The organism is Pseudomonas sp. AE27, assembly GCF_037113495.1.
Taxonomy (GTDB): domain Bacteria; phylum Pseudomonadota; class Gammaproteobacteria; order Pseudomonadales; family Pseudomonadaceae; genus Aquipseudomonas; species Aquipseudomonas palmensis.
In genome coordinates this window covers 2,433,277-2,458,878 of record NZ_CP146966.1, presented here as the reverse complement: position 1 = coordinate 2,458,878, position 25,602 = coordinate 2,433,277, and the positions used below count along the sequence as shown (strand labels likewise).

The 25,602-nt window shown below is 63.6% G+C and carries 19 protein-coding genes and 1 tRNA gene; 15 read left to right on the top strand and 5 right to left on the bottom strand.

The genetic code is table 11. From position 1 onward, the window contains the following. Positions 1 to 451: 451 nt before the first annotated feature. From uvrY to V9K84_RS11170, 4 genes are all read left to right on the top strand, one after another. Positions 452 to 1,093 carry a UvrY/SirA/GacA family response regulator transcription factor gene (gene uvrY, locus V9K84_RS11185; RefSeq protein ID WP_338794342.1) on the top strand — a complete coding sequence of 214 codons (642 nt, stop codon included), beginning with the start codon at positions 452 to 454 and terminating at the stop codon, positions 1,091 to 1,093. A gap of 1 nt (position 1,094) precedes the next feature. Next, the gene (uvrC, locus tag V9K84_RS11180) at positions 1,095 to 2,918 is read left to right on the top strand and encodes an excinuclease ABC subunit UvrC (protein WP_043860266.1); all 1,824 of its coding nucleotides are present in this window, start codon (positions 1,095 to 1,097) and stop codon (positions 2,916 to 2,918) included. 32 nt (positions 2,919 to 2,950) lie between these two features. Then, on the top strand, positions 2,951 to 3,511 hold the full coding sequence (gene pgsA, locus V9K84_RS11175; protein ID WP_043860267.1) for a CDP-diacylglycerol--glycerol-3-phosphate 3-phosphatidyltransferase: 561 nt from the start codon (positions 2,951 to 2,953) through the stop codon (positions 3,509 to 3,511). Positions 3,512 to 3,575: 64 nt separating this feature from the next. After that, a tRNA-Gly gene (locus tag V9K84_RS11170) sits at positions 3,576 to 3,651 on the top strand. A gap of 115 nt (positions 3,652 to 3,766) precedes the next feature. Here the strand turns inward: V9K84_RS11170 and V9K84_RS11165 are convergent. Beyond that, positions 3,767 to 6,982 carry a hybrid sensor histidine kinase/response regulator gene (locus V9K84_RS11165; RefSeq protein ID WP_088514857.1) on the bottom strand — a complete coding sequence of 1,072 codons (3,216 nt, stop codon included), beginning with the start codon at positions 6,980 to 6,982 and terminating at the stop codon, positions 3,767 to 3,769. A 97-nt stretch (positions 6,983 to 7,079) separates the two neighbouring features. After that, positions 7,080 to 8,276: an MFS transporter gene (locus tag V9K84_RS11160; RefSeq protein WP_088514856.1), complete on the bottom strand. Its 1,197-nt coding sequence runs from the start codon at positions 8,274 to 8,276 to the stop codon at positions 7,080 to 7,082. A gap of 108 nt (positions 8,277 to 8,384) precedes the next feature. Between V9K84_RS11160 and V9K84_RS11155 the strand changes: the two genes are divergently transcribed. After that, positions 8,385 to 9,314: a LysR family transcriptional regulator gene (locus V9K84_RS11155; protein ID WP_054916486.1), complete on the top strand. Its 930-nt coding sequence runs from the start codon at positions 8,385 to 8,387 to the stop codon at positions 9,312 to 9,314. Positions 9,315 to 9,333: 19 nt separating this feature from the next. On the opposite strand, the gene V9K84_RS11150 is transcribed toward V9K84_RS11155, so the two are convergent. Then, positions 9,334 to 10,236, bottom strand: coding sequence for a LysR substrate-binding domain-containing protein (locus V9K84_RS11150; protein ID WP_088514855.1), 903 nt, complete (start codon positions 10,234 to 10,236; stop codon positions 9,334 to 9,336). A gap of 123 nt (positions 10,237 to 10,359) precedes the next feature. On the opposite strand from V9K84_RS11150, the gene V9K84_RS11145 reads away from it, so the two are divergent. The 5 genes from V9K84_RS11145 (at position 10,360) to V9K84_RS11125 (ending at position 17,577) form a co-directional block, all read left to right on the top strand. After that, positions 10,360 to 11,985, top strand: a complete 1,626-nt coding sequence (locus V9K84_RS11145) for a BCCT family transporter (RefSeq protein ID WP_088514854.1) — start codon at positions 10,360 to 10,362, stop codon at positions 11,983 to 11,985. After that, complete coding sequence (locus V9K84_RS11140; RefSeq protein WP_043860271.1) at positions 11,982 to 13,103, top strand: mandelate racemase/muconate lactonizing enzyme family protein; 1,122 nt, start codon at positions 11,982 to 11,984, stop codon at positions 13,101 to 13,103. Before V9K84_RS11145 ends, V9K84_RS11140 begins: the two co-directional genes overlap by 4 nt. Before the next feature lie 15 nt (positions 13,104 to 13,118). Next, entirely contained in the window at positions 13,119 to 14,273 is a 1,155-nt protein-coding gene (locus V9K84_RS11135) for a mandelate racemase/muconate lactonizing enzyme family protein (protein WP_088514853.1), read from the top strand. A 153-nt stretch (positions 14,274 to 14,426) separates the two neighbouring features. Next, positions 14,427 to 16,208, top strand: coding sequence for a DUF1302 domain-containing protein (locus tag V9K84_RS11130; RefSeq protein ID WP_338794341.1), 1,782 nt, complete (start codon positions 14,427 to 14,429; stop codon positions 16,206 to 16,208). A 10-nt stretch (positions 16,209 to 16,218) separates the two neighbouring features. Further along, positions 16,219 to 17,577, top strand: coding sequence for a DUF1329 domain-containing protein (locus V9K84_RS11125; protein ID WP_088514851.1), 1,359 nt, complete (start codon positions 16,219 to 16,221; stop codon positions 17,575 to 17,577). A gap of 53 nt (positions 17,578 to 17,630) precedes the next feature. On the opposite strand, the gene V9K84_RS11120 is transcribed toward V9K84_RS11125, so the two are convergent. Then, entirely contained in the window at positions 17,631 to 18,824 is a 1,194-nt protein-coding gene (locus tag V9K84_RS11120) for a citrate synthase family protein (RefSeq protein WP_088514850.1), read from the bottom strand. 125 nt (positions 18,825 to 18,949) lie between these two features. Between V9K84_RS11120 and V9K84_RS11115 the strand changes: the two genes are divergently transcribed. The 5 genes from V9K84_RS11115 to V9K84_RS11095 all read left to right on the top strand — a co-directional run bounded on the left by V9K84_RS11115 (position 18,950) and on the right by V9K84_RS11095 (position 24,948). After that, on the top strand, positions 18,950 to 20,314 hold the full coding sequence (locus V9K84_RS11115; RefSeq protein ID WP_088514849.1) for an acyclic terpene utilization AtuA family protein: 1,365 nt from the start codon (positions 18,950 to 18,952) through the stop codon (positions 20,312 to 20,314). Continuing rightward, complete coding sequence (locus tag V9K84_RS11110; protein WP_218195167.1) at positions 20,311 to 20,628, top strand: DUF4387 domain-containing protein; 318 nt, start codon at positions 20,311 to 20,313, stop codon at positions 20,626 to 20,628. The genes V9K84_RS11115 and V9K84_RS11110 overlap by 4 nt, the downstream gene beginning before the upstream one ends. A 71-nt stretch (positions 20,629 to 20,699) precedes the next feature. Further along, a complete protein-coding gene (locus tag V9K84_RS11105; RefSeq protein ID WP_088514848.1) occupies positions 20,700 to 21,983 on the top strand; it encodes a citrate:proton symporter in 1,284 nt (427 codons plus the stop codon). 216 nt (positions 21,984 to 22,199) lie between these two features. Then, complete coding sequence (locus tag V9K84_RS11100) at positions 22,200 to 23,174, top strand: tripartite tricarboxylate transporter substrate binding protein (protein WP_088514847.1); 975 nt, start codon at positions 22,200 to 22,202, stop codon at positions 23,172 to 23,174. Positions 23,175 to 23,295: 121 nt separating this feature from the next. Then, positions 23,296 to 24,948: a methyl-accepting chemotaxis protein gene (locus tag V9K84_RS11095; RefSeq protein ID WP_088514897.1), complete on the top strand. Its 1,653-nt coding sequence runs from the start codon at positions 23,296 to 23,298 to the stop codon at positions 24,946 to 24,948. Between the two features lie 87 nt (positions 24,949 to 25,035). Here the strand turns inward: V9K84_RS11095 and folE are convergent, their stop codons facing one another. Beyond that, entirely contained in the window at positions 25,036 to 25,593 is a 558-nt protein-coding gene (gene folE, locus V9K84_RS11090; protein ID WP_088514846.1) for a GTP cyclohydrolase I FolE, read from the bottom strand. Positions 25,594 to 25,602: the final 9 nt, after the last annotated feature.

The following is a 25,602-nucleotide window of genomic DNA, read 5'->3' as shown; positions in this document are numbered from 1 at the left end:
ATTGGGTGTGTTTTAATGGCGCCAAAAAAATGCTTCCACGAGGTTTTTACATAACTTTAAATAGTGGCCAATCGCCTTCATTTAATTAGATGAACCGTTTCAGCTTAATGTTTTGAAAGTTCCACTCGGGCGACGGGTTAGTTGTGTTGATGAGTGCGTCGTGAGCGTGAACAGCCTGTTTTATTGGCGTTGCTTTTTTTGCATTCGCCACCGCTTGTGCTCCGCGTGGCGAGCCGGGCATAGTTTCAGTTTCATGCGTGGCCTGTGCCTGTACAGGCAGGTCTGCTCATCCAGGCAGAAGCCAAGCTGCAGTGACGATGAGCCGCGTAGGAAGCCACGTAGGAAGGCTGGGAAATTGACGTCAGCCGGATGGCGTTTACAGTTAGCTCACCCGGTCGATTTTTTGCTAAGGTGGCCGGATACAATTCACACCGTAACGCGAGGTGTCTGCTTGATCAGGGGCCTGGTGGTCGATGACCACGATTTGGTGCGTACGGGCATTACCCGCATGCTGGCCGACATCGACGGCCTGCAGGTGGTAGGGGAAGCCGATTCCGGCGAGGCAGCACTGAAACTCACCCGCGAACTCAAGCCCGACGTGGTCCTGATGGACGTCAAGATGCCCGGCATCGGTGGCCTGGAGGCGACCCGCAAGCTGCTGCGCAGCCACCCCGACATCAAGGTGGTGGCCGTGACCGTGTGCGAGGAAGACCCGTTTCCCACCCGCCTGCTGCAGGCCGGTGCGGCCGGCTACCTGACCAAGGGCGCCGGGCTGGGTGAAATGGTCCAGGCCATTCGCCTGGTGTTTGCCGGGCAGCGCTACATCAGCCCGCAGATAGCCCAGCAGCTGGCACTCAAGTCGTTCGAACCGCAGAATGCCTCGCCGTTCGACAGCCTGTCGGAGCGGGAGATCCAGATCGCCCTGATGATCGTCGGTTGCCAGAAGGTGCAGATCATTTCCGACAAGCTGTGCTTGTCGCCGAAGACGGTGAATACGTACCGTTACCGGATCTTCGAGAAACTTTCCGTTACCAGCGACGTGGAACTGACGTTGCTGGCCGTGCGCCACGGTATGGTTGACGCCAACCTCTGATATGACCCCAGCGTTTGATTCAAGTGCCTTTCTGGCGACCTGCAGCGGACGTCCGGGTGTCTACCGGATGTTCGATGAAGGCGCGCGCCTGCTGTATGTAGGCAAGGCCAAAAACCTCAAGAAGCGCCTGGCGAGCTATTTTCGCAAGGCGGGCCTGGCGCCCAAGACAGCCGCGCTGGTGGCGCGCATCGCCCAGGTCGAAACCACCATTACCGCCAACGAGACCGAGGCGCTGCTGCTCGAGCAGACCCTGATCAAGGAATGGCGCCCGCCGTACAACATCCTGTTGCGCGACGACAAGTCCTACCCCTATGTGTTCCTCAGTGATGGCGACTACCCGCGCCTGGGCATCCATCGCGGGGCCAAGAAGGCCAAGGGCAGGTACTTCGGCCCTTACCCCAGTGCCGGTGCCATTCGCGAAAGCCTGAGCCTGCTACAGAAGACCTTCTTCGTGCGCCAGTGCGAAGACAGCTATTACGCCAACCGCACCCGGCCGTGCCTGCAGTACCAGATCAAGCGCTGCAAGGCGCCGTGCGTCGGCCTGGTCGAGCCACAGGAGTACGCCGCCGACGTGCGCCACTCGGTGATGTTCCTGGAGGGGCGCAGCCACCAGTTGACCAACGAGCTCAACGAAGAGATGGAGCGCGCCGCGATGGCCCTGGAGTTCGAGCGTGCCGCCGAGCTGCGCGACCAGATCGCCTTGCTGCGTCGCGTGCAGGATCAGCAGAGCATGGAGGGCGGCAGCGGTGATGTGGATGTGGTGGCCGCCTTCGTCAACCCGGGCGGGGCGTGCGTGCACCTTATCAGCGTGCGCGGCGGGCGGGTGCTGGGCAGCAAGAACTTCTTTCCGCAGGTGGGCATCGAGGAAGACGTGGCCGAGGTGCTGTCGGCGTTCCTGGCCCAGTACTACGTGGGCAACGCCGAGCGCGAACTGCCTGCCGAGCTGATCGTCAACGTGGTGCACGAAGACTTCGAAGCCCTGTGCGCCGCCGTCGAGGCCCTGCGGGGTCGCGAGCTGACCATCAGCCATCGGGTGCGCGGCACCCGCGCGCGCTGGCAGCAACTGGCCGTGACCAACGCCGAGCAGGCGCTGATGGCGCGCCTTGCCAACCGCCAGCACATGGCCGCGCGCTTCGATGCGCTGGCCCAGGTGCTGGACCTGGATGAAACCCCGCAGCGCCTGGAGTGCTACGACATCAGTCACTCCAGCGGCGAGGCCACCGTGGCCTCCTGCGTGGTGTTCGGCCCCGAGGGCCCGATCAAGTCCGACTACCGGCGCTACAACATCGAGGGCGTGACCGCCGGCGATGACTACGCGGCCATGCACCAGGCCCTGACCCGGCGCTTCTCGCGGATCAAGGACGGCGAGGGCAAGCTGCCGGACGTGCTGCTGGTGGATGGCGGCAAGGGCCAGCTGAACATGGCCCGCGACGTGCTGCAGGAACTGGCCGTGCCCGACCTGATTCTGCTGGGCGTGGCCAAGGGCACCACGCGCAAGGCCGGTTTCGAAACCTTGTACCTCAACGATGTGGCCCACGAGTTCACCCTCAAGGGCGACTCGCCGGCGCTGCACCTGATCCAGCAGATCCGCGACGAAGCGCACCGTTTCGCCATCACCGGTCACCGCGCGCGGCGCGGCAAGACGCGGCGCACCTCGACCCTGGAAGGCGTCGCCGGGGTAGGGCCCAAGCGCCGGCGCGACCTGCTAAAACACTTTGGCGGGCTGCAGGAACTGAGCCGTGCCAGCGTCGAAGAAATCGCCAAAGCACCCGGAATCAGTAAAAAGCTTGCCGAGTCGATTTATGACAGCCTGCATAGCGAGTAGAATGCCCGCTCACCTCGCAGCCAGTTGTGCCGATGAATATCCCGAATCTGCTTACCGTACTACGCGTTCTGCTCATACCGATCTTCATACTGCTGTTCTATGTGCCGTATCACTGGAGCTACATAGCCGCCAGCAGCGTGTTTGCCGTTGCCGCCGCCACCGACTGGCTGGACGGTTACCTGGCTCGTCGGTGGCAGCAGAGCACTCCGTTTGGCGCCTTCCTCGACCCGGTCGCGGACAAGCTGATGGTGGCCGTGGCCCTGGTGCTGCTGGTGCAGGTGCATGCCAACCTGTGGCTCACGCTGCCGGCGGCGGTCATCATCGGTCGCGAGATCGTGGTGTCGGCGCTGCGTGAATGGATGGCCGAGATGGGCGCACGTGCCCATGTGGCGGTGTCCAACCTGGGCAAGTGGAAGACCGCGGCGCAGATGCTGGCGCTGGTGATCCTGCTGGGCAATCCGCCGGTGTGGGGGTTCTGGGTAGGCCTGGGTTATGCGCTGCTGCTGGTGGCGGCGGGGCTGACCCTGTGGTCGATGGTGCACTACCTGCGTGCAGCCTGGCCGCACCTGCGTGAAGGCTCTGAAATAAAATAAACTTTTTTGAATCAAGGGGTTGACGGCGTTTTTAAAATCGCTAGAATGGCCCCATCAACACGACGCGGGAATAGCTCAGTTGGTAGAGCACGACCTTGCCAAGGTCGGGGTCGCGAGTTCGAGTCTCGTTTCCCGCTCCAGTATTTGGAGCTACAGATCGAAAGGTCTGTAATTCGTCAGAAAGAAGGGCCACTGAAAAGTGGCCCTTTTTTCGTTGCGCAACAATCCTCTTCGAATACGCAAGACAGGACGGCTTCAACCGTCCAGGGCCTGCTGTGTGTTCAGCACGGTCTCCAGGCGCGTTTGCACCTGGCGTACTTTCCGGGCCAGCTGCGGCGTGATGTGCGACCCCGCAAGCTGGCATTCCAGTTCGGCGCACAAGGTGGCCAGGGCGAACGCCTGAACCGAGCACAGGGCGCCGCCCAGGCTGTGTAGTACCTGCGCCAGGACGCCGGCATCGGCGTTGTCCAGTGCGACGTGGATCTTGTGCAGGTCGTCGCGCATCGAGGTGATGAACAGTTTTCGCATCGCAGGCGGAACGTGGACGGTGTCGACGTCGCTCAAGGGTGTGGTGGCGGCGTCGTCGGCCTCGGTGAAGGGCTGCGGCAGAACCAGCTCGCAGTGCTGCAACAGCTGAGTGCGCAAGGTGTGCAGGTTCAGGGGCTTGACCATCCAGGCGTTCATGCCCACGGCCGCGCAGCGCTCGCCTTCATCGCGCATGGCGTTGGCTGTGATGCCGATCACGGGCAGGTCGGCATCCTGCTGGCGCAATGCCTGGGTCAGCTCATAGCCATTGATAACCGGCATGTTGACGTCGGTGAGCACCAGGTCGTACGCCCCGGGCGCCCAGAGTGCCAGTGCCTGCTCACCGTTGAACGCCACCGTGACCACGCAGCCCAGGGCTTCGAGTTGCTCCTTGATGATCGCCTGATTGATGGGGTTGTCTTCGGCTACCAGAATCCGCAGGTCCAGTGGCTGGCGGGTGCCCGCTGGCCAGGCGCTGTGCTGCGTGTCGTGACCGCCGTGCGCCAGGCCCACCGCCCTGGCGATCGCGCGAACGTCGTAGGCATCGACCTCCCAGCCATCAGCGCCGTGGTCGGGTGGGTTGGGCCCGCCCGGTACGGCGTTGATCCGGGGGCCAGCCCACGCTTGACCGGACGCGAGCATGTCCACCAACAGTGTCGCGTCGTTGCCCGAACCCATGTCGCTGGCCAGCGGACGGGCGTCGACCCCCAGCCGAACGAGCCAGGCGCAAAGGTGCCGGGCCAGTTCCGGGACGGGTGCGCGCACGTACACAGGGGCGGTGGATGGCTCGAGTTCAGGACAGTCAGTGAGTGCGCCGGGCGCGCGGGGCAGCTTCAGCTGAAGGGTGAAACTGCTGCCCAGCCCGATTGCACTGACCACGTCGAGCTGGCCGTCCATCAGTTCGCAGAGCCGGCGGCAGATGGACAGGCCCAGGCCTGCGCCGGCCTCGCTGCTGGCGTCGCGCACCTGATAGAACGGGTCGAACAGATGCACCTGCTGGGCCTGGGAAATACCCAGTCCCGAATCGCTGACCTGCCACTGCAACTGGCTGTATTCGCTGTCCTGTTCCACGACCCGAGCCCGCAGCACCACCCGGCCGCTGTCGGTGAACTTGATGGCATTGCTCAGCAGGTTGTTGAGGATCTGGCGAATGCGCAACGGATCGCCGCGCAGCCGGTCGGGCAGGTCGGCATCGATGCAGGCATACAGTTGCAAGCCTTTGGCCTGGGCGTATGCACTGTAGGTGCCGAGTGTGGCCTCGATCATCTCCAGAGGGCAGAAGTCCAGATCGTCGATGGTCATCTGTCCGGATTCGATCTTCGACACATCCAGCACGTCGCTGATCAGCTGGAACAGGGTGGCCGATGATCGCTGGATGGTCTGCAGGTAGTGCTGCTGGCGCGGGTCGAGCGCGGTCAGCCCCATCAGCTCCAGGGTGCCCAGTACGCCGTACAGCGGTGTGCGGATCTCATGGCTCATGGTGGCCAGGAAACGTGTCTTGGCTTCATTGGCGGAATCGGCGGCCAAGCGCGCCTGTTCAAGGCTGGCGGCATCTTCGACAAGCCGGGTAACGTCATGAAAGGCACACAGCCAGGCGTTTTCGCCGTGGTAGCGGGTAGGCACAAGGCTCACGTGCCAATGGCGGCCTTCAACCTGCAGATCGGTTGAGCCCCGCTCGGCCAGGTCGTGCTGTCGATGCAGGGCGCCGATCAGCGTGGCGCTGCCGTGGGACTGCTGGGCGTGCTGGTTTTCCAGCAGCACCGCGTAGTCGCTGCAACGCAGCACACACAGACCGGCTGGCGCCGTGTCGATGACGGCTCGACTGAAAGCCTCGCTCTCGGCGATGTCTTCAAGTGCACGGTGGGCAGGCAACACCACATGCTTGCGATACCAGCGATTGAACGCCCAGCCGCCGCCCAATCCGGCCAGCATCAGTGAAACCAGCCCCAGCAGCGGCCAGAAGGCATAGTCCACAAAGCTGTTGAAACCGATCACATAGATGCCGGTCCAGGGCTGCTCGCCCGGGCTTGTCACACGGAACACCAGCCCGTCAGCGTTCAGGTTCAGGCCTTCATGCAGCACCCGATCAGGCTTGAACTCGCCCACCAATGCCTCGCGGCTGGGGGCGATCAGGCTGAAGTGATCGTAGATCGACCACTGCATGATGCGTTCGATGTTGTTGACCTGATCCAGCGTGAACATGGACGCCACCACCACCGAGGGGCTGGCCCCTGAAATGTGCAGCCGGGTTGCCGACAGGTCGATGTCGATATACCCCAGCACAGTGGCAGGGGCATCGGGGCCTGCGTCATAGGGCACCCACTGCACCTGGTGGTCCCGTGGCGCGTGGTCGTGCAGGCTCTTGCCCACCTGGCGCACCACACGATCGAAGTCCTCTTGTCGGGGCCGACCCGTGCCGCGCAGGCGCCCCATGGCCGGTACGCTGATATCGAAGTTGTCCGGCAGGTTGAACAGCAGTACCTGGGGCGACTGATAGTGCGAAGCCGACCAGAATGCACTGTAGTAGTTGGCCAGGTTCGCCCCCAGGGTAGAGACGCTGGCGTGTTGCGAGGCTGCGATCCTGGCCGGGTTGATCTTCACGCTGAACGGCAGGGAGAAGGCATATTCGAGCTCTTCATAGACCGCACCGGTGGCATTGGACGAAGACCGTTGCACCACCACCGGCACACTGGAGGCGCCCAGCAGTTGGCCTTTGGCGCTTTTGCGCGACACGGCGCTGAGAAAGGCTTCCTGCTCGCGGATGTTTTCCATCAGGCGGGCGAAGTGAAACTTCACCGTGTCTTCCTGCTTCTGCAGCATGCGATTCACGCCCCAGTAGCACAAGCCAGTCAACAGCAGCGCCAGGCCCAGGAGCACGGCAAGCCCCATGTTCAGGCGCAGTGAGCTGCTGGCCAGCCTGTCCAGGCGGGTGTAGCGGTGATTCATCGTGCAATCCCGTCAGTGATGAGGCGCGTCCAGACCCAGTCTATACAAGAGCTGGAGTGCTTGCCGGATCATCCCGGGTGCCACACCCCGTGCGGCCCTAGCCCTGCGGTAGCGTTCGGGTGCGGTTTTCAGCCACGAGCCGCCATACGATCATCAGGCCGGCAAGCCCCAGCCAAGGCAGCAGCAGCGCATTCAGCACCTGCCAGCCAAACACGTCGAGCAGGCCGCCGGCGCCAAACGAGCACGTCAATCCCACCGCAAAGATCGCCATGTCGTTGGTCGCCTGGGCCCGGCTCTTTTCCGCCGGGCTGTAGGTTGTGGTCAGCAAGGCCGTGCCGCCGATGAACAGGAAATTCCAGCCCACACCCAGCAGAACCAGAGCACTGGCAAAGGCATTGAAGCCCGTGCCGGACCAGGTGGTCAGAACGTGCAAGGCCAGCAGCATCACGCCCAGCAGCATCACCCACGCCGCACCCAGCCGGGAAATCAGGGCGCCGGTGAAGAACGAGGGCAGGAACATGCCCATCACGTGCAACTGGATGACGGTGGCGGCCGTGGCCAGCGGATGGTGATGGTGGAGCATCGCCAGCGGAGTCGCCGTCATCGCCAGTATCATCACGCCATAGCCGGTCACCGCGCCGAACAGGGCTACCAGGTAGGTCGGCTGCAGGACGATCCGTGCCCATGGCCGGCCCTTGTCCAGGCCCGCCGCCGGTGGTTCGGTGGCAGGCATATCCAGAAACAGCAGCACGCCCAGCCCCAACACGGCGACGACGGTCAGCAGAACAAATGACCCGAAGTACTGCGGGCCTATCCACTGGCCTCCGAACCGCGCCAACGCCGGCCCCAGCAGTGCAGCGACTATGCCACCTGCCAGCACCAGCGAGATGGCCTTGGGGCGCAAGCTCTCGTCCGCGACCTCGCTTGCGGCAAAACGGTAGAACTGGGCAAAGGCCTGATAGGTGCCGACCAGGAAGGTGCCCAGTGCGAGCAGGGCCAGGGAGCCGAACCAGATACCGGCGGCAGCGACCATGCCGCCGGTCACGCCCAGCGCCGCGCCAAGTACAAAGCCGGCCCTGCGCCCGGCGTTTGCCATGAATGACGAGGCCGGAAACATCGCCAGTGCGGTGCCCAGGAACATGCTGGCGATAGGCAATGTGGCCATGTCGGCGCGGTGGGTCAACTGGGCGCCTGCCAGTGCGCCGATGGTCATCACCAGAACCGAAACCGTCTGGAACAAGGCCTGTGCACTTGCCAGAATGCCGACCTGCCTGTGCATGTGTGTTTTTTTCATCTTGCGTGCAGCCTCTGTCTTGCCTGGGTGAAATCGAGGCTGGAAGTATGAAAATCGCAGGTCTATTATTCAAACGAATAATATCGTCACTTAACCTCAGTAAATTTAATGGACAGAATCCCGATCGATGTTCGCCACCTGCAAACGCTGGTGGCCCTGCGCGACAGTGGCAGCGTCTCCCGCGCCGCGTCCTGGATGCGACTGACCCAAGGCGCCTTGTCCCATCACATCAAGGCGCTGGAGGAGTTTTTCGGCACCCCATTGTTCGTTCGCAAGTCTTCCCCGGTGGTCTTTACGCCGGCTGGCAAGCGGCTGCTGGAAGCCGCCGACAAAGTGGTGCCCATTCTTAATCAGACCACGCGTGACCTGCTGCAGATGGCCGAAGGCACCGGCGGTACCTTGCGTATCGCCGTCGAATGCCACACCTGTTTTGACTGGCTCATGCCCGCAGTCGATGCCTTTAGAGCACGCTGGCCTGAGGTGGAAGTGGACCTGGTATCGGGTTATCACGACGATCCCGTTGGCCTGCTGCATCAGCGCACCGCCGATCTTGCACTGGTGTCCTGCTCCGAAAGGGACGAGGAAGGGGTCGATTTTCACGGGCTGTTTCGCTATCCGCTGGTGGCACTGGTTGCCAACGACCACCCCTTGGCCCTGCGCGAGTTCTTGACGGCCGAGGACTTTATCGACGAAACCCTGGTGACCTATCCGATCGAGGAAGACGCGCTGGACATTGTCCGCTCATTGTTGCGGCCCGCGGGGATCAAGCCTGTGCGCCGCACCGCCGAGCTGACTGTCGCGATCCTGATGCTGGTGGCAGCGCGGCGCGGCATTGCGGTGCTACCACGCTGGGCCGTGCAGACCTACCTCCAGCGTCAGTACGTGACGGCCAGGCCCATCACCCGCGAGGGGCTTATCTCGGATATCTGGGCTGCCACCTTGCCGGCAGACAGCCAGAAACCCTATGTCGTCGAGTTCCTGGCGCTGCTGCGCGAAACCACGGTGGCGGCGATTCCGGATGTCGAGCTGATGGGCTGATCGGGCACCCAGTCACGCACTACGCCCCGTTGCCTGCCTCTTCCTTCAGCCACGCAATGAACTGCCGGGCCATGTCGCTGATCTGCTTGTGCGGCTTGGTCAGCAGGTAATACGCCAGCTGATGCGGCATCACCAGCTCGGGGAAGGGCATCACCAGTTCGCCGCTGCGCACCGCCCGTTCGGTCAGCTCGATCGCACACAGGGCGACACCATGCCCCTCGATCGCCAGCTGCGCGAGCACATTGGAGTCGGTGACCACGTGCCCGCTGCGCACCTCCAGCCCTGGCGTGGGGTACAGCGCCTGCCAGGCTTCCCAGTCGTGATGATGCCGGTCATGCAGCAGCGGGTGACGCGCCAGGTCGGCCGGCACCCGCAGCGCGTCGGGCCCTTCGAGCAATGCGGGCGAGCAGATCGGCACGTAGTTCAGGCCCATCAGAAACTGCGTCTCGAAACCCGGCCAGTCGGCCGTGCCCCACTTGATCGCCAGCTCCACCTCGTCGGGAAACTCGACGCGCTGGGTGCTCAGCAGTTGCTGGATGCGCAGCGCGGGGAAGCGCTGGGTGAAATGCTTCAGGCGCGGGGTCAGCCAGAACGCGCTCATCACCGGCTCGGCCTCGATGTGCAGCACCGACGGTGCGGCCTTGCGCGCGCATTTCTCGAAGGCGGCCACCAGCTGGTCGAAGGGGGCGCCAATATCGTCCAGCAGCGCGGCGCCGGCCCTGGTCAGGGCCACGGTACGGGTCGAACGCACGAACAGCGTCACCCCCAATGCCTCCTCCAGCTTGACCACCTGCTGGCTGATGGCCGACTGCGACAGGTGCAGCGCGGTGGCGGCACGGGTGAAGCTGCCGTGCTCGGCAACGGTCTTGAAGGCCAGCAGCAGGGTCATGTGCGGCAGGCGGGTCAGGGCGAATTTATTCATAAGACTTCGTTATTAGTCCATTACCAAATCGCGATTCTCTCGGCGCTGGGCACCAGCTTACATTAGCCGCCGAGCCCGCCAATACGGGGGTCTGTCCAATAATTACAACAGTTGGGACTCACTATGCAGCAGAACACCCAGAAAGACCTGACGCTGATTTTCACCAGCATCGTGGTGATATCGCTGACGGTCATCGGTTTGATGATGTTCCCCGATCAGGCCAAGGTACTGGCCGATCAGCTCTTCACCCGTGCCACCACCACCTTCGGCGTGCTGGTCCAGGTACTGGGCTTTGCCTGCGTGGTGCTGGTGATCGGCCTGGGCATGAGCAAGTACGGCAACATCCGCCTGGGCGAGGGCAAGCCCGAGTACAGGAACACCAGCTGGATCTTCATGTTCATCTGCGCCGGCCTCGGCTCGGCGACCATGTACTGGGCGTTCATGGAATGGGCCTACTACTACCTCACCCCGGGCCTGAACATCACCGCCGCCAGCAAGCAGGCGCTGGAGATGAGCATCGCCTACTCGTTCTTCCACTGGGGCGTGACCCCGTGGGCCATCTACGGCATCGCCTCGCTGGCGATGGCGTATCACTTCCATGTGCGCAAGAACAAAGGCTTGAGCCTGGCGGGCATCATCGAGTCGATCACCGGCTACAAGGCCCACGGCCCGGTCGGGCGGGTCATCGACCTGATCTTCCTGTTCGCCACCTTCGGCGGGCTGGTGCTGACCACCACCCTGACCACCTCCACCGTGGCCAAGGGGCTGTCGGACCTCACCGGGCTTGCCGACGGCTTCATGCTCAAGGCGTCGCTGGTGATCCTGGTGACACTGGTGTTCTCGCTCAGCTCCTACATCGGCATCAGCTCCGGCATGCAGCGCCTGGCAAAACTGGCCTGCGGCATGACCATGCTGTTCGCCCTGGTCGTGCTGCTGCTGGGGCCCACCCAGTTCAGCGTCAGCAACATCGCCAACGCCATCGGCCTGACCCTGCAGAACTTCATCCACATGAGCCTGTTCACCGACCCTACCGGGGACGGCGGCTTCTCCCGTGACTGGACCGTGTTCTACTGGCTGTACTGGATCACCTACACGCCGGGCGTGGCAATTTTCGTCACCCGCGTCTCCAAGGGCCGCACGATTCGCGAGGTGGTACTGGCGATGATCCTGGGCGGCTGCGGCGGTTGCTGGTTCTTCTTCGGCAGCCTGCAGAGCTTTGCCATTCACCAGTTCGTCACCGATGTGGTCAATGCCCCGGCCATGCTCAGCGGTGCCGGCGGCGAAGCGGCGGTGTCGATGCTGCTCGCCAGCCTGCCGTTCGGCAAACTGCTGTCGGTGGTGTACTTCCTGCTCATGCTGGTGTTCCTGGCCTCGCACCTGGACGCCGTGGCCTACACCGTGGCCGCGACCAGCACCCGCAACCTGCGTGAAGGCCAGGACCCGTCGCCGAGCCTGCGCCTGTTCTGGTGCCTGATGCTGGCCGTGCTGCCGCTGGCGATGCTGTACATCAATGCCTCGCTCAACACCCTCAAGACTGCCGTGATCCTCACCGCCATCCCGTTCATCTTCATCCTCATGGTGAAGATCTGGGGGCTGCTGAAGTGGTTGCGCGAAGACTACGCGGCAATGCCCGCACACCTGATCGAAGCGCAGTCCGCCCGCCTGGCCCAGGGCACTGCATGCGACACCGAACAGGCCCCTCGCCAAGCTTGCCAGGGCGCCCCGAAAACTCTGGAAAACCTGCAATGAAAATAGTCGATGTAGAAGCGATCTGGTTGCGCGTGCCTGCGCTCGACCAGCCCTGCGAGTGGGGTGAGGATGCGTTGATCGTGCGCATCTACACCGACAGCGGCCTGCTGGGCATCGGTGAAACCGACAGCTCGCCGGCCGTGGTCAAGGCCCTGATCGAAACCCCGGCATCCCATGAAACCTGCCAGGGGCTGCGCGACATCCTGGTCGGCGAGAACCCGCTGGAAATCGACCGGCTGTGGAAGAAGATGTACCGCCACTGCGAATACATGGGCCGGCGCGGCGTGGCCATCCATGCCATCAGCGCGCTCGACATCGCCCTGTGGGACATCGCCGGCCAGCACTACGGCGTGCCGGTGCACACCCTGCTCGGCGGCAAGTACCGTGAGCGCATCGCCGCCTACGGCACCTTCATCCCGCGGCCCGACGAGGCCGGCAACCGCGAGCGGGTACGCGGCCTGCTGGCCCAGGGCCTGCGCAGCATCAAGCTCGGCGGCGCAGGTTTTGGCGAAGACCTGCCCAGGGACAAGGCATTGCTGCAACTGGTGCGCGAGGAGATCGGCGACGACGTGCAACTGCAGATCGACCTGGTGGGGCGCTGGCGCAACTACTCCCACGCGCTGGTGCAATGCGATGCACTGCGCCAGTTCAACCTCAACTGGATCGAGGAACCCTTGCCTTCGGACGACACCCGCGGCCTGGCGTACCTGGCCGAGCGCTCCGGGCTGCGCGTATCCGGCGGCGAGGGGCTGGCCACACGGCACGAGTTCCGTCACTTTCTGGAGGCTTCGCGCCCGGCGATCATCCAGCCCGACATCACCCGCTGCGGCGGCATCAGCGAGATGCGCCACATCTATGAGCTGGCGCAACTGCACGGCGCGCAACTGGTGCCCCACGGCTTCAGCACCGGCATCCTGCTGGCAGCCACCGTGCACTTTCTGGCGGCCAGCGAGTTTGGCGAGTTGATCGAATACTCGCAAAGCGACAGCCCGTTGTTCCGTGGCCTGGTGAGCAACCTGCTGGCACTGGAGGACGGCCATGTGCGCGTGCCCGACAGCCCAGGCCTTGGCGTGATACTGGACGAGGCGATGATCGAGCGTTATCGCGTTCGCACCTAGAGGCGGGAGGCCCCCATGCACAACCAGATCATCGACCGGGTCGAGGTGTTCGTGTGCGCGCCGCCGCTGCGCGGCTCCACCTGGACCCCGGAGCAACCGGCACCGTGCACCACGCACACCTTCATCCGCATCAGCACCTGCGACGGCATCGTCGGCGTGGCGGCTACCGATTCGTACACCACGCACCACCCCGACGCGGTACTGGCCGAGACGCTGCGCGACATGATCCCCGACCTGCTCGGGCGCTCGGCACTGCAGCGCGAAGGGCTGTGGATGCACTTCAAGCCCAGGGCCTATGCGCGCTCGGCCCAGGCCCAGGCGCTGATCGACGTGGCGCTGTGGGACATCGCGGCGCAGGCGGCGGGCCTGCCCCTGTTCAGGCTGCTGGGCGGCTACCGCGAGCGCATCGATGCCTACGCCAGCACGCCGGTGCTGTCCACGCCGCAGGCCTATGTGGACGCCGTGCAGCAACTGGTCGAGGCGGGCTTTGCGGCCATCAAGTTCCATTGCTGGTGCGACCCGGCGCGCGACCTGCAACTGCTCGAGCAGGTTCAGCGGGCCCACGGCGACAAGGGCCTGGCGCTGATGCTGGACGTGGAGCAGCGCTACGACCTGGACGCCGCGCTCAAGGTCGGGCGGGTGCTGGGCGAGCTGGGCTACGCCTGGTTCGAGGCGCCGCTGGACGACTACGACCTGGCCGGGTACCGGCACTTGAGCGCGCGGCTGCAGGTGCCGGTGCTGGCCGCCGGCAACGCCATCACCGACAGCCAGCTGGTGGCGTTTGCCGCCAGCCAGCAGTGCTGGAGCCGTGTGCGGGTGGATGTGATGACCTGCGGCGGCATCACCCCCGCGCTGAAGATCATCCACCACGCTGCGGCCAGCGGGCTCAAGGTCGAACTGCAGAGCTGGGGGCATTCGCTGGCGCAGGCGGCCAACCTGCACCTGATGCTGGGGCAGCCGGTGTGCAGCTACTTCGAACAGGCGTGCGAGGTCGAGCTGTTCGAGTTCGCTACCGCCAACCCGATCCGCACCAACGCGCAAGGGCAGGTGACAGTGTCGCAGCAACCGGGCCTGGGCCTGCAGATCGACTGGGAGCAGATCGGGCGCGTTGCCCAGTTGCAGCTGAGCGTCGGCCGCCAGGCGGGCGCTGCCCATTCACCCACGTATTGACGGAAACCGTACAGATTTACTTAGCAATATTGATTGATTAGTCTCAATCTTGTTTTCAAGTGTATACATTGATTTTTAAATCAATGTATATGCCCTGATGAAAACGACCGCCGCATTCTGCTTGTAAAAACACAATAACAAGGTGGACGGGACGTGAGACTAATCACACTGAAGCAAAGCGGTTCAGGCCGTGCTGGTGGCTGGGTGGGCGCGCTGGCATTGTTATGCCTGTCGCCAGTGGACGCGATGACGTTCAACGTCGGCGATGTAGAGGGCAAGCTCGATTCGTCGCTGACCTTCGGTACCAGTTGGGCCCTGCGCAATCCCGACAAGGACTTTGTCGGGATTGCCAATGGCGGCCGGGGCGATTCGCGCACAGCCGACGACGGGCGGCTCAACTTTCGCAAGGGCGAGGTGTTTTCCCAGGTCTTCAAGGGCGTGCACGATCTGGAACTCAAGCGTGGCGACAGCGGTGCCTTCGTGCGCGGCAAGTACTGGTACGACTTCGAACTCAAGGACGGCCATCAGCACCTGTACGACATCCAGGACGATCACCGTGAGCGTGGCGCGAAGTCCGCCGGCGTGCAGTTGCTGGATGCCTTCGTGTACCACAACCACGAACTGGGCGAACAGCCCGGCTCGGTACGTGTCGGCCGGCAGGTGGTCAGCTGGGGAGGCAGCACCTTCATCAGCGGCGGTATCAACAGTATCAATCCGCTGGATGCCAGCGCCCTGCGCCGTCCAGGCTCCGAGCTCAAGGAGGGCCTGATTCCGGTCAACATGCTCTACGTGCAACAGGCGCTGAACGATCAACTGAGCGTCGAGGGTTTCTACCAGTTGCAGTGGCAGAAGACCGTGATCGACAACTGCGGCACCTTTTTCGCCAGCTCCGACATTCTGGCGCGCGGCTGCAACGACCGCTATGTGGTGGCTGGTGCCGACATCAAGCCCGGTGCCTCCGACAACAGCGGCATCAATGGCAACACTATCTACCTGCCGCGCGGCCCGGATCATGATGCACGCAACAGCGGCCAGTTCGGCGTCGCCCTGCGCTGGCTGGTGCCCGAGCTCAACGACACCGAGTTCAGTGTGTACGGCATGAACTACCACAGCCGGACTCCGGTCGGCAGTGCCACCATGACCACCGTCGACCCGTTCACCAGCCCGGCCTTCGGCGCGGCGCACGCCACCTACTTTCTGGACTACCCCGAAGACATACGGCTGTATGGCCTGAGCTTCAACACCACGGTGGCCGGAGCCTCGGTGGAAGGTGAAATCAGCCACCGGCCGAACATGCCGCTGGCCTACGACGACCTGACCTACGCCACCTTGCGCCTGTCGCCCCTGGTACCGTCGGTGATCCCGAACTCGGGCATTCCCGGCGACACAGTCAAGGGCTATACGCGCAAGCCTTTCACCCAGGCCACCCTGGGGGTAACCCAGACCGTGGACCAGGTGCTTGGGGCCAGCCGCCTGACCCTGCTGGGGGAGGTGGGCTACAGCCATATTTCGGGTATCGCCGAGGGCCAGGACGGCAAGCCGAGGTTCGGTCGCGCCAGCGTGTTCGGGCCGGGCGAGTACACCGGCGCCGGTGGCGTCGACCTGTGTCGGACGGTGCTCAGCGGCCGCCCGCAATACTGCAACGACAAGGGCTTCTACACCCGCGACTCCTGGGGCTACCGCTTGCGCGCCGGGCTGACCTACAACGGCGTGATCGGCGGGCTGGACCTGAGCCCGAGCCTGGCTTTCTCCCATGACGTGCAAGGCTTCGGGCCGACCTTCACCGAAGGCGGCAAGGCCATCAGCTTCGGCATCAGTGCCACCTACCTGTCCAACTACAACGCCAGCATCAGCTACACCGATTTCTTCGGCGGTGACTACACCACCAACACCGATCGGGATTTCGTGAGTGCCAGCGTCGGCGTGACGTTCTGAGGAACCCAACATGAATACAGCAATCAAGACCTTCGCGCCGCTGCTGGTGTGGGGCGTACTGGCCTCGGGGCCGACCCAGGCTGGCGTGGATGCCAGCGAAGCGGCCCGCCTGGGCACCACCCTGACACCCGTGGGGGCCGAGCAGGCGGGCAATGCGGCGGGTACCATACCGGCCTGGACCGGGGGCCTGCCGCGCAATGCCGGCAAGGTCGTCGACAGCTTCCGGCAGGACCCGTTCGCCGCTGAAAAGCCGCTCTTCATCATCGATAGCAAGAACGCCCAGCGTTATCAGGCCAACCTCACACCGGGCCAGATGGCGATGTTCAAGCGCTATCCGGACACCTACAGGATCCCGGTCTATACCACCCACCGCAGTGCCAACTGGCCGGAATCGACCTATGCAAAGATCTGCCAGAACGCAACGCACACCCTGAGCATTGCCGGTGGCAACGGGCTCGAGAACTACACCAGCCCGCTGGCGTTCCCCATTCCCAAGAACGGCCTGGAAGTCATCTGGAACCACATCACCCGCTACCGAGGCGACAGCTACGTGCGCGTCACCTCTACCTACATGACCACCCCATCCGGCGCGTACTCGTGGAAGACCGAGCGCGACACGCTGGCCTTCAGCGAACAGTTGAGCGACTACGATCCGGCCAGGCAGAAGAATATCCTGTACTACTTCACTTCCGAAAACATCGCCCCGGCCCGCGACGTGGGCGGGGTGCTGCTGGTGCACGAGACCCTCGACCAGGTCAAGGAGCCGCGCATGGCCTGGCAGTACAACTCCGGCCAGCGCCGTGTGCGGCGGGCACCGCAGGTGGCGTATGACAGCCCGGGGCCGGGCAACCTGCGCACCAACGATCAGATGGACATGTTCAATGGCTCGCCCGACCGTTACGACTGGCAACTGGTGGGCAAGAAGGAGCTGTACATCCCCTACAACAGCTATCGGCTGGCCGACCCGGCCAACACCGCCGATGACCTGATCCATCCAGGACACCTCAACCAGGACAAGACCCGCTACGAACTGCACCGCGTGTGGGAAGTGATCGCCACGCTCAAGCCCAACGAGCGCCATATCTACTCCAAACGGCACCTGTTCCTGGACGAGGACACCTGGAGCATTGTGGAAGGTGATCACTATGACAGCCGCGGGGACCTGTGGCGGGTTTCGGAAAACCATTTGCTGTCCCTCTACGACATGCGCCTGAGCATCTCGGCGGCGGAGATGACCTACGACCTGACGTCCGGTCGCTACCTGGCCAACTACCTTATCAACTCGATCAAGGACGCCTACCAGTTCGGACTGAAGAGCAGAAGTTCGGACTTCACCCCGGCGGCCCTGCGCAACATCGGCATCCGCTGAGACCAGGCGGCGCAAAGGCCCGTTCCGCGTGCGCGGGGCGGGCCTTTTCTCGTTCAGTCGGGCAGGGGGCCAACGTACTTGGCGCGGGGGCGCAGCAGCGGTTGCTGCTGGTATTGTTCGTTGGCGTGGGCCAGCCAGCCGATCACCCGACCGACCCCGCCCAGGGCCACCTCCTGATTGTTCAGGCCCAGCTTGCGCCCCACGAAACTCAGCAACAGCAGGAAGGCCGGCGGCTGGCGTGTGAGCTCCTGGGCCACTTCGATAGCCTTGAGCAGCTTGATGAACTCCTGGTCACCGGCGAACACCGTCCACATCGCATCGAGCAGGCACTGGGCGCGCGGGTCGGTGAGCGCGTGCTGGTTGGTGTCGAACCCCGGTATCGGCTCGCCCTGGCGAAAACGCTGGAGGATCGGCGCGGTAGGGTCCTGGGCCATGCAGATCTCTTCCAGCACGCGGGTGACTGTTTCGCTGCGCCCGGTGCTCAGGCGCCGGCCACGGCTGGCCGCCAGCCCGACGATGGCGGCGTAGTAGGGGGTCACGCCGACGTTGGCGGCCACCCGCACGGTGTAGGTGGTGGGGTCCAGTTCGTGGTCTATGCACAGGATCAGCGCGCGGCGGATCAGGTCGGCATGCTGTTCATCCACGCCCAGCGCGTCGGCGATGAACTGGTGCAGCGGGCGCGGGTCTGGGCCCGTGGCGCCCACGGCCAGCGCGGCCAGCCAGCGCACCACGTCCACCCCGGTTCGTGCATAGCCCTCGGGCGAGAGGTCGTGTGCGCGGGGGTTCTCGTGCTCGATCAGCGGGAACAGCGCAATCGCCTTTTGCGCGGTGCTCATGCCACCGGACGCCTTGAGCAGGGCGCCTATACCACTGGGACGCCGTGGCAGCGGTGTGGCGGCAAATACCCCCGGCGTCTGCCAGATCCACTCGGCCACCTCCTCGACGCTCGACTGCTGCGCCAGCTCCACCACGTCGCGGCCACGGTAGTACAGGCCCTTGTCGGTGAGCAGGGTGATGGCGCTGCTGGCGGCAATGCGCTGCAGCTCCGGCATTGCCCCGGCATCGTCCTTGTGCCTGCTCAGGCGTTCTATGTCGGCGGCCCAGTAGCGTCGGCTGCGCGACCCTTCGACCTTCAGTGAGCGCAGGTTCTTGCGGCTGACGTAGGCGTACAGCGTCGGAAGGCTGACGCCCAGCCGCTTCGCAGCCTCCGCGGCAGACAGGTACAGGTCGGGGTCTTGGGCGTCCATCGCAGGTCTCTCAGGTTGATGAAATTCGTACAGATTTACACTTGATAAACGGCTCTATATCGTGCTGTCAACAATCATAACAATACATATATTGATCAATATATGACAGCAACTGGAGGCATAACGTGGAAGTAAGAGTATTGGCGCCCACCGGCGTGATCGGGGCTGGCTTCAAGGTCAGCTCGTTGCAACGAGGGGTATCCCTCAGGCCCCATGTGATCGCTTGCGACGCAGGATCCACCGATTCCGGCCCTGCGGCCCTGGGCAGCGGCACGCCCAAACTTTCTCGCGATGCCTGCAAGCGCGACCTGCGCCTGTTGCTGCTGGCCCGCCAGACGCTGGACGTGCCGCTGATCATCGGCTCGTGCGGCACCAGTGGTCGCGATGTCGGGGTCGACTGGATGGCCGACATCGCTCGGGAAATCGCCACTGAAGAAGGGCTGCACTTCAGCTTGGCGCTGATCTACGCCGACCAGTCGTCGCAACGGCTCAAGGAGCGCCTGGCACTGGGGCAGATCCAGCCTTTGGTGCCTGCGCCGCCGCTGGATGCGCAAGTGATCGACAGCAGCCACATCGTGGCGATGATGGGCACCGAGCCGTTGTCGGCCGCCCTCGACGCCGGCGCCCAGGTGATTCTGGCGGGCCGCGCCAGCGACTCGGCCCTGTATGCGGTGGTGCCGGAACGCATGGGCGCTGATCGCGGGCTGACTTGGCACGCAGCCAAGACCATCGAGTGCGGCGCCGCCTGCTGCGTCACGCCAGCGGCCGACGGACTGATCGCCTATATCCGTGACGATCACTTCGAAATCGAGCCGCTGGACCTCGATGCCCAAGTCACCCCCTTGTCGGTCGCGGCCCATACCCTGTATGAGAACAGCAACCCCTTCCTGCTGACCGAGCCGGCGGGGGTGGTCGATACCGAGCACGCCGTGTACCACCCCACCAGTGCGCGCAGCGTCCGGGTCAGCGGTTCTGACTTTCATCATGCCTCCACCTACAGCCTGAAGCTCGAAGGCGCGCAGTTGGTCGGTTACCAGAGCGTGGTGATCGGCGGCATTCGCGACCCCAAGATCTTCATGGCCCTCGAGGCCCTGCTACCCAAGGCCCAGCTGTACTTCCAGGCGCGCGTTGCCGAACTGTATGGCGATCGCCTGAAACCGCAGGACTACGACATCGACTTTCGCATCTACGGGCGCGGTGCGGTGATGGGGCCGCTGGAGGTCGAGCCGGTCGGGGTGCCGACCGAGGTAGGCATACTGATCACCGTCACCGCGCCGTCCCAGGAGCTGGCGAGCCAGATCGCCAAGTTCGTCAGCCATGTCAGCGCGCACCTGCCGGTGCCGGGCTATGAAGGCCTGATCAGCACCATCGCCTATCCGTTTTCGCCGCCGGAACTGGAGCGTGGGCCGACCTACCGTTTCAGCGTCAACCATGTGCTGCTGCCACACAACCCACTTGAAGTGTTCCGCACCAGAATGATCGAGGTATGACCATGACCACCATTGCCCAGCTGTGCAGCCTGGTGCGTTCCAAGAACGCCGGGCCCTTCGTGCTGACCTTCGACCTGATGTTCACCAACCAGGCCAACTATGAACGGGTCCGCCGTACGCGTCCCATTACCCGGGCGCTGCTGGCTCAGCTCTACCGGCAGAAGGAGGAGGACATCACGCTGGTCTATCACGATCAGGCGCGTGCGATCAAAGCTTCGTTCCCGCGCCCGGTGTTCCAGGGCGAACTGCGCGACAGCGACTGCTACGGCGGCCAGCAGTACGTGCCGCTGATGTCGATCAGCGTACCCGAGTAACGCGCCCCGTCACGCTGCAGCGCTGCCTGCGGCGTGCCGGTCGAACACAAAAAAAACAAAGGAATACAGGTATGGCGCTGGTTGGTTTTGGCATGGTGATCACGTTCATGTACCTGATCATGAGCAGGCGATTGTCGGCGATCGTCGCTCTGATCCTGGTGCCGGTGGTGTTCGCCGTCGCCAGCGGGTTCGGCCCCACGGCAGGCACGATGGTGCTCGAGGGCATACGACAGTTGGCCCCCACGGCGATGATGCTGATGTTCGCCATTCTGTTCTTCGCGGTCATGTACGACGCCGGGCTGTTCGAGCCGCTGATCCGGCGGGTGGTCGCCTCGGTGGGCAACGACCCGCTGCGGATCACCCTTGGCACCGCGCTGCTGTCTGCGGCCATTTCACTCGATGGCGATGGTTCCACTACCGTGCTGGTGGTGGTCACGGCGTTGCTACCGGTGTACCTGCGCCTGGGCATGAACCCGCTGATCATCGCGGTACTGCTCCTGCTGACCAACAGCCCGATCAACCTGGTGCCCTGGGGCGGGCCGACCGCACGGGCAGCCAGTGCATTGCACCTGGACGCGATGGTACTGTTCGCCGGGCTGGTGCCGGTGATACTCGGCTGCCTGGTGTTCGCGTTCGTCGCGGCCTACTGGCTGGGTTTGCGCGAGCGCAAGCGGCTGAACTGGGACCGCCACGCCGCTGTCGAGGCTCTGCACCGCGCGCAGGCGTCGGTCAGCGCCAGCCATCGGCCGGGCCTGATCTGGGTCAACCTGGCGCTCACCCTCGGTCTGGTCGCCGCCATGGGTCTGCAACTGGGGCCCTTGCCGGTACTGATGATGGTGGCCTTTGCATTGGCCCTGCTGATCAACTACCCCCGGCTGGCCGACCAGAAGCAACGCATCGGCGCCCATGCCGAGAGCGTGCTCAACGTGCTGGCGCTGATTTTCGCCGCCGGGGCGTTCACCGGCATTCTTGGCGGCACGGGGATGGTGGACGCGATGTCCAGCCAGTTCATTGGTGTACTGCCCGAGGGCGCCGGCCCGCACATGGCGATCATCACCGCGTTTGCCAGCTTGCCGTTTACCTTCTTCATGTCCAACGACGCGTTCTTCTTCGGGATTCTGCCCCTGCTCGCCAAGGCCGCTGCGCAATATGGCATCGATCCCATGCACGTTGCGCGGGCTGCGGTACTCGGGCAGTCGGTGCATGCGCTGAGCCCGCTGGTGGCAGCGGGCTACCTGATGAGCGGCCTGTTGGGGCGTGAAGTGGGCGAATTGCAGCGCTTCTGCCTGAAGTGGTCGATCATGAGTGCGTTGGTAGCCATCGCGGTGGCGGTGATCTGCGGGGCGATCGTGTGATGGCAGTCCGGCAGGTGCGCAACGCAAAAACGACCGCATAGCCTATGGCGCGAAGCTTTCTGCCGGCTTTCAAGGGGAAAAGAAATGCGCGGGAATGAGGGATATTGTCGACACTTATGTTCTTCTGAGAAGATTGTTTCGCGATTTTGTTTGGTGTTGTTGCACGACTTCAAACGCTTGGCTCAGAATGTGTCGACAATATGCCGTGGAAGACCCATGAACATTCCCCTGCGCCGCCTCTGCTCAATCGCTTGCTCCCTGTTCGCCACTTCGTTGCTGGCGGCGCCGCCGTCGTCGCTCGAATGCATCGTGCCCGGTTCATCGGGTGGCGGTGGGGACCTGATGTGCCAGTTGATAAAGACAGCCCTGGCCCAGAACAAGGTGTTCGACCAGCCCATGCAGATCACCTACATGCCCGGTGGGGTCGGGGCGGTGACCTACAACACCATCATCGCGCAACGGCCGGCAGAGCCGGGCACCCTGATCGCATGGTCCAGCGGGTCGCTGCTCAACCTTGCCCAGGGCAAGTTCGGGCGCTTCGACGAGGGTGCGGTACGCTGGGTCGCCGCCCTGGGCAAAAGCTATGGCGCCATCGCGGTAAGAAGCGACTCCCCGTACAAGAACCTCGACGACCTGGTCAGGGCGCTGAAGCAGCAGCCGCGCAAGGTGCTGTTCGGCTCCGGCGGCACTGCCGGCGGGCAGGACTGGGTGCAGGCCGCGTTGCTCGCCAAGGCCGCGGGTATCGATATTGGCGAATTGCGCTACATCGCCCTGGAAAGCGGCGGCGAAAGCGCCACGGCGTTGCTGGGCGGTTACATCGAAGTCAGCAGTACCGATGCGTTCGAGGTCATCACGCACCTGCAGCGCGGCGAGATGCGCCTGCTGGCCGTACTCTCGGAAGAACGCCTGGGTGGTGAGCTCAAGGACGTACCCACCGCCAGGGAACAGGGCTACGACATCGTCTGCCCGGTGGTCAGGGGTTTCTATCTGGGGCCCGGGGTCAGCGACGAGGACTATGCCTGGTGGAAGCACACCTTCGACCAGCTACTGGCCTCGGAACAGTTCGCCCAGCTTCGCAGCGGCTTCAGGCTGCTGCCGTTCGCCCTGACAGGTGATCAATTGCGCACCTACGTCAAGCAGCAGGTGGCCGGGTACAAGGCCGTGATCAAGGACCTGCGCGACGGTCGGTGAGGCTGGCGAATGCGCGTGATCGGCTGGTTTGAATTCTCTTTGCAGAATTGAATGTTGTATTAAGAATATTGCATGCTAAATTGCCACCATCGTTGATTCCATCACAACAATGGTCATGATCATGCTTTGGGCAAAGAACTTCTCCATCGGTGCCAAGCTTCTGGTGCTGCCTGTTTTATTCGTGCTGGCGTTATTGATCGTTTCGGCCATGGCCTATCACGGGCTGGCTAGCCAGCAGGCAGTGATTCAGGAAATAGAACAACTGCGCTTCCAGCAGTATCGACAGGTGCTGGAGACCGCGACGGCCTCGCAGGCGGCGATGGTCGGCGCCTATGCCACCGGCTCGCGCATCCTCGAATCCCAGGGGCAGGCCGCGACCGAGGAACTGGAGTCATATTTCGAGGACATGCGCGCCAGCATCGACGATATGCGCAGCGGGCTGGACAATGCAGCCCGCGAGTCGCGCCTGGGCGAAGAGGAAAAGGCACTTTATCGAGCCGTGCAGGACCAGGCCGCTGTGGTCATCGAGGGGCTGGACGACTTTCAGCGCACGGCCCTGAGTGATCAGGCTCAAGCGTCCTCGCTGCTGGGCCGAGTGCGCGCCGATAGCAACGGCCTGCAAGGGCAGTTCAACCGGCTACTAGGGCTGCAGGCCCAATTGACCGCCGAGGCGTTCGCTCAAGCCGGTGCCCTGCAGCGCCAGGTGTCGCAGATGCTGGTGGTGGTGTTGCTGGCCGCCAGTGCCCTGGCCTTGCTGGTCAGCCTGGTGTTGCGCGGGCAGATCCTGCGACCCATTCGCGAGATCGAGCAGGCGTCGATTCGCCTGCGTGACGGCGACCTGACCCACCGGGTGCGTGTGATCGGCGGCGACGAGATTGCCCATACCGCACAGGCATTCAACGAACTGATCGAAAGCTTCCAGCAGGCGATGCGCCAGGTCGCCGCCGTCGCTGCCTCGGTCAGCGCTTCGGCCGAGGCACTGGTGAGTGCTTCTGCGCAGGTGGCCGAGAGTTCGTCGGCACAGACCGGCGCGGTTGGCGTGGTATCGATGACCATCGAGCAGATGAGCGTCAGCATCGCTGCCATCTCCAGCCATGCCCAGAGCCTGCGCGGCTCTGCCGAAGCCAGCCTGCGCGGTACCGAAGATGGCCACCAGGCGTTGTCGCGATTACTCGAAAACATCGACAGCGTACGCCTGGCGTTCTCGGCCATACGCGGCTCGGTGGGTGATTTCGTCGAAAGCACCTCTGCGATCACCACCAGCATCACCCAGGTCAAGGACCTCTCGGCGCAGACCAACCTGCTGGCGCTCAACGCGGCGATCGAAGCCGCGCGGGCCGGCGAGAGCGGGCGCGGCTTCAGTGTGGTCGCCGATGAAGTGCGCCAACTGGCGCAACGCTCGGCACGCGCGGCCAACTCGATCAATCTGCTCACAGCACAACTTGAAGGCCAGTCCGAGGTGGTGGACGAGGCCTTGCGCGCCGGTACCGTGGCATTGGACGATAGCGGCCGCTTGCTGAGCGAACTGGAGAGTACGCTGCAGCAGGCCGCGGAACTGGTCGGTGACTCGACGCGCGGCATGGACCGCATCGCCGATGCGGTGAGTGCGCAAAACGAGGGAGGGCGGGGTATCGCGCAGAACATCGAGCATATCGCTCGCATGGCCGGGGAGGGTGACGCCATCACGCGCCAGGTGTCCGGTGCGGTGGTGTCGTTGCGTGAGCTTTCGGATGAGCTGAGCGTTGCGGTCGGGCGCTTTCGCTTCGAGGCCTGAGCGGTGCGACCGCAGGCCGGTCGCTTACCCCTGCTCGAATTAAAGGCAACGGGGGGCGGCACATGCCGCCCCCGGCAATGGCCACCGCTAACGGCCGCGAATCAACTGTAAAAACTCCTGGCGCGTGTTGTACGACTCGCGCATGCACCCCAGCATTACCGAGGTGCTCATCACCGAGTTCTGCTTTTCGACCCCGCGCATCATCATGCACATGTGCTTGGCCTCGATCACCACTGCCACGCCGGCGGCATGGGTCACCTCGGCAATCGCCTCGGCCACCTGTCGTGTCAGGTTCTCCTGGATCTGCAGCCGGCGCGCGAACATGTCGACAATGCGCGCCACTTTCGACAGCCCCAGCACCTTGCCCGTGGGGATGTAGGCAACGTGCGCCTTGCCGATGAACGGCAGCAGGTGGTGCTCGCACAACGAATACAGCTCGATGTCGCGTACGATCACCATCTCGTCGTTGTCCGAGTCGAACAGTGCACCGTTGACGATCTGCTCTAGGCTCTGCTGATAGCCGTGACACAGGTATTGCATGGCCTTGGCCGCACGCTTGGGCGTGTCCAGCAGGCCTTCGCGCTGCGGGTTCTCGCCGATGCCCTGCAGGATCTCGCGGTAGTTTCGGGTCAGTTCCTCGTTCATGGTTGTCCC